The sequence below is a fragment of the Methanosarcinales archaeon genome, assembly GCA_014859725.1.
Classification (GTDB): domain Archaea; phylum Halobacteriota; class Methanosarcinia; order Methanosarcinales; family Methanocomedenaceae; genus Kmv04.
Map to the genome: position 1 here is coordinate 1 of JACUTQ010000193.1, position 3,763 is coordinate 3,763.

The 3,763-nt window shown below is 40.7% G+C and carries 7 protein-coding genes and 2 pseudogenes; 6 read left to right on the plus strand and 3 right to left on the minus strand.

Translation table 11 applies throughout. The annotated features are described in order from the left end of the window. From IBX40_11840 to IBX40_11860, 5 genes and pseudogenes are all read left to right on the plus strand, one after another. Positions 1-159: pseudogene (locus IBX40_11840) on the plus strand (IS1634 family transposase). Between the two features lie 124 nt (positions 160-283). Beyond that, a complete protein-coding gene (locus IBX40_11845) occupies positions 284-445 on the plus strand; it encodes a hypothetical protein (protein ID MBE0525004.1) in 162 nt (53 codons plus the stop codon). Between the two features lie 144 nt (positions 446-589). Next, the gene (locus IBX40_11850) at positions 590-793 is read left to right on the plus strand and encodes a hypothetical protein (protein ID MBE0525005.1); all 204 of its coding nucleotides are present in this window, start codon (positions 590-592) and stop codon (positions 791-793) included. Continuing rightward, positions 793-1,047 carry a type II toxin-antitoxin system RelE/ParE family toxin gene (locus IBX40_11855; GenBank protein ID MBE0525006.1) on the plus strand — a complete coding sequence of 85 codons (255 nt, stop codon included), beginning with the start codon at positions 793-795 and terminating at the stop codon, positions 1,045-1,047. Before IBX40_11850 ends, IBX40_11855 begins: the two co-directional genes overlap by 1 nt. A 45-nt stretch (positions 1,048-1,092) precedes the next feature. Continuing rightward, positions 1,093-1,248 (plus strand): hypothetical protein, encoded by a 156-nt coding sequence (locus IBX40_11860; protein MBE0525007.1) that lies wholly within the window; start codon positions 1,093-1,095, stop codon positions 1,246-1,248. Positions 1,249-1,320: 72 nt separating this feature from the next. Here IBX40_11860 and IBX40_11865 read toward each other — a convergent pair whose 3' ends face one another. From IBX40_11865 to IBX40_11875, 3 genes and pseudogenes are all read right to left on the minus strand, one after another. After that, positions 1,321-1,674: a DUF5615 family PIN-like protein gene (locus IBX40_11865; GenBank protein MBE0525008.1), complete on the minus strand. Its 354-nt coding sequence runs from the start codon at positions 1,672-1,674 to the stop codon at positions 1,321-1,323. Positions 1,675-1,677: 3 nt separating this feature from the next. Next, on the minus strand, positions 1,678-1,923 hold the full coding sequence (locus IBX40_11870) for a DUF433 domain-containing protein (GenBank protein MBE0525009.1): 246 nt from the start codon (positions 1,921-1,923) through the stop codon (positions 1,678-1,680). 589 nt (positions 1,924-2,512) lie between these two features. Continuing rightward, positions 2,513-3,322: pseudogene (locus tag IBX40_11875) on the minus strand (KilA-N domain-containing protein). A gap of 116 nt (positions 3,323-3,438) precedes the next feature. Between IBX40_11875 and IBX40_11880 the strand changes: the two are divergent. After that, entirely contained in the window at positions 3,439-3,597 is a 159-nt protein-coding gene (locus IBX40_11880) for a hypothetical protein (protein MBE0525010.1), read from the plus strand. Positions 3,598-3,763: the final 166 nt, after the last annotated feature.

Sequence of the window (3,763 nt, forward strand, 5' to 3'; positions counted from 1 at the left end):
GGGATAAGTGAACTTGCAGGTCCGATCAATATTCCTATCGGAATTACAGTAAAAAAAGGAAATCTCAATGATATGAAGCACTTCGCTGATACATATCAACAAATCAATGACCGGCTCAAACGGGGTTCTCTTATCATTTTTGATAAAGGAGCAAATAGTGAATTCATAAAATTATTAGATTGAAAGTTTTCTATAGACCGACCGCACCCCCGATATCCCTACATTCAAATCCAGAGCGGGGCTCGGGAGGCGGAGCACCTGATGCTCTGAAACTGGTGGGATTATGGCAATGCGCGCACAAAGACGCACAGTAATTGACCCGATGTATATTGAGGATGCTGACGTGATGAAAGGTCTGGAAATAATAATGGGTGGCCCGGAAGGTGTGCAAATAGCGAAAAGTACAGAAAAAAACTCTGTAGAAAAAGTGCAGCAACAAACTTGATGTTAGGGCATTCCCAAGTATGCTTCGATCTCATTGTGGGGTGCTTAAATAAGTTATTCTTCACCATGCTGGAACAAATAAATCATTAAATGAAAACTTATGAATTTAGTTATATTTATGTAATTGAAAGATTAACTATTAAATATGTCTGAGGCGATTAACGCGGATGAAATTAAACATGAATTAAGAGCAATCAGAGAAGACCTTGATTTTATTAAAAGCCATATGGTAGACATTGATTCTATTTTAACAGAAGAGGATTATCTTTCATTACAGGAATACAGGAAAGAAAAAGATTCTGTAATACTTACTTCTCATGAGGATCTCAAAAAAGAATTGGGAATATAATGTTTGACATTAAATATTCAAAACAAGCAGTAAAATTTTTAAAATCTCTTGACAAGAAGCTTGTTTCGAGAATCCTCATCAAGATTGAAAAATTAAGAGAAGAACATTTTCAACATGATTCTAAAAAGGTTGAAGGGTATAATGAGAAATTATTCCGGATTAGAGTTGGGGATTACAGAATATTATATGAAGTTGATCACAAAGGAAATCTAATCGGCATTATCAAAATAGATAAGCGTTCAAGGATTTATTGATGGAGAGGGAGGCGGAGCTCCTGATCCTCTGAAACTGGCGGGATTATGGCAATGCGCGCACAAAGACGCACGGTAATTGACCCGATGTATGGTGAGGATGCTGACGTGATGAATGTCTTAATAATAATTATGGGTGGCCTGCCTTTGTGGTCAAACCAACCGCATCGGCCTTTTTTATCCAATGTTTTGGTGCCAGTATAAAACTATTGAGTCCAACCTGATTTTTAAATCACTCGAATTCGATGGATTTAAATGGTATTCTTCTTTTTCGATTCACGGTTTTCCTGTTATTCTGACTGTAGTTTCTGTAACAACAAAGAAATGTTCGGGAAGGGAGTTTTCATATTTTTCAAGCACATTCTTAAGTACAGCAATTTTATTGGCACCCCGCTCATCTTCAAGACGTAAAATGATTACACCTTTATGTTGCTTTTTCTCTCGAAAAACAAGCTCGCCAAAGTCTTTATCATTTGTGATCAGAATGCGGTCTGGCTCGCTGGCTATCCGGATAACCTCTTTATCATTTGCACCCCTGATTTCATCAAATACAGAAATTACATCATGATGTTGCTCGATTAGCCACCGCGCAACTGCAGGTCCTGTGCATTCATCCACAAGGAACCGCATCTGTCAAGCCTCTGCTTTCAGAGGCATAAATGTGGTGTCTTCAAGGGATTGTGTAGCAAAGAGCAAACATGCTTTTATGTCTTCCCTGGTCAATCCTTTGTATTCTTCAAGGATCTCCTCTTCAGAAGCACCGTGCGCTAGTAATCCCAGGATAAATTGCACTGTAAGTCTTGTTCCCCTGATCACAGGTTTTCCTTTCATGATACCGGGGTCAAGAATGATGCGTTTAAGCAATTTTTCACCTTTCATATTTTTTCACCTTCTTTATTATGTTCTCTTCTGTAACATAAAGACCAATGATTACCTTGTATATTTTACTGGATTTCCTTTATGTTCTCGAATTCCAGGTTAAGTTTCGACAACACCTGAGAAGATCATGCGGACTTTTTTTTGTAGTTTTATCCGTGCCCCGATTTCAGCACTATGACTGTTATTCGAGTTCAAAATAATCAAAGGATGAATGTTACACCTATCGTTTGCAGTCAAAGACCCCTGATCTACACTCAAATCCAGAGCGGGGCTCGGGAGGGAGAGTACCTGATGCTCTGATGGGATTATGGCAATGCGCGCACAAAGACGCACGGTAATTGACCCGATGTATGGTGAGGATGCTGACGTGATCAAGGTTTTAAGAAGAATTAGGAGTGGCCTGGAATAGCGACATTTATGTTGCAGTCAACGACCCCTGACCTCCACTCAAATCCAGAGCGGAGCTCGGGAGGCGGAGCACCTGATGCTCTGACCTGGTGGAATTATGGCAATGCGCGCACAAAGATGCACAGTAATTGACCCGATGTACATTACTCACCGACTGTGGAATGGAATCCTTCTTTTTCACTCATTCCCCTTCCAACTTTCTGGTAGTTCTATCCTCCACCAATATCCTCATCTGGTGAATGGCAATCTGGTTCAAGCGTGTCAAGCGCTCAGCCTGCTCCAGCCCCTCATTGATAAACACCGCATTCAGGTTTTCCATATTAGACAAACAGACCAGTTGTGATACATTGGCAAAGTCACGGATATTGCCGGTTTCATCAGGATTTTCTGAGCGCCACTGAGCAGCGGTTTTACCAAACAGTGCCATATTGAGAATGTCGGCTTCAGATGCGTAAACATGGCTGATTTGTTGTTTGTTCAGGGTGGCAGGAATCAGTTTTTCCTTGATGGCATCGGTATGAATTCGGTAGTTGATTTAGGTAAGGTTACGGCGGATGTCCCAGCCCAGTTGTTTTTGTTCTTCGTCTTTGAGTCGTTGGAATTCTTTGATGAGATAAATTTTAAATTCAGCGCTAATCCACATACCGAATTCAAAGGCAATGTCTTTGTGCGCATAAGTGCCACCATAACGGCCTGCTTTTGCCGTTAAACCGATGGCTTTGGTTTTGGCCGCCCATTCTTTTACACTGATTTTGTAACTATTCAATCCTGCCTGACTTTTAATTAGGGCGAATTCGCCATAATTAAAATCTGGATTATGTATTCGTTCCCAAATACCTAGATATTCAACTGTATTTCTATTTCTAAGCCAGTCAGAAATAAAAAAATCCCCATCCTTGGCTTTCAGCATATCTGTTAATGAAATATAATCATCTTTTGTTATGGTGATGCGCTCACCTTGGACCATGATTATTCGGTTTTTCTTACCCATTTACTTTCACTTCCTCAAAATTCTCAGCAATTGAATATATACTTACCCAGAGCGGTATGAAAGTATTATTTCTCCTTAACATCGTGTTGGTAATTTCACTATTCAGGACATTTCGAATGAATCAAGGCCCTGAATGCCACATGTTACGCCTATCATTGCAGTCAAAGACCCCCGATTTACACTCAAATCCAGAGCGGGGCTCGGGAGGCGGAGCACCTGATATTCTGACCTGGTGGGATTATTGCAATGTGCGCACAAAGACGCACGGTAATTGACCCGATGTACATTGAGGATGCTGATCAAGGTCTCAAGAATAATTATGGGTGGTCCGGAAGGTTTGCAAATCGGGAAAAATGATTTTTATTGAATGCGCAATATAGCCATTACGGTAGAGTAAAAGAGTGGCTTTCGCCACCCTCTCCTCATCAAACCGCTCGTACA

Bases quoted from the DNA above. Each gene is read 5' to 3' on its own strand.
- IBX40_11845 (MBE0525004.1), top strand. From the start codon at position 284: ATGGCAATGCGCGCACAAAGACGCACAGTAATTGACCCGATGTATATT.
- IBX40_11850 (MBE0525005.1), top strand. From the start codon at position 590: ATGTCTGAGGCGATTAACGCGGATGAAATTAAACATGAATTAAGAGCA.
- IBX40_11855 (MBE0525006.1), top strand. From the start codon at position 793: ATGTTTGACATTAAATATTCAAAACAAGCAGTAAAATTTTTAAAATCT.
- IBX40_11860 (MBE0525007.1), top strand. From the start codon at position 1,093: ATGGCAATGCGCGCACAAAGACGCACGGTAATTGACCCGATGTATGGT.
- IBX40_11865 (MBE0525008.1), bottom strand. From the start codon at position 1,674: ATGCGGTTCCTTGTGGATGAATGCACAGGACCTGCAGTTGCGCGGTGG.
- IBX40_11870 (MBE0525009.1), bottom strand. From the start codon at position 1,923: ATGAAAGGTGAAAAATTGCTTAAACGCATCATTCTTGACCCCGGTATC.
- IBX40_11880 (MBE0525010.1), top strand. From the start codon at position 3,439: ATGAATCAAGGCCCTGAATGCCACATGTTACGCCTATCATTGCAGTCA.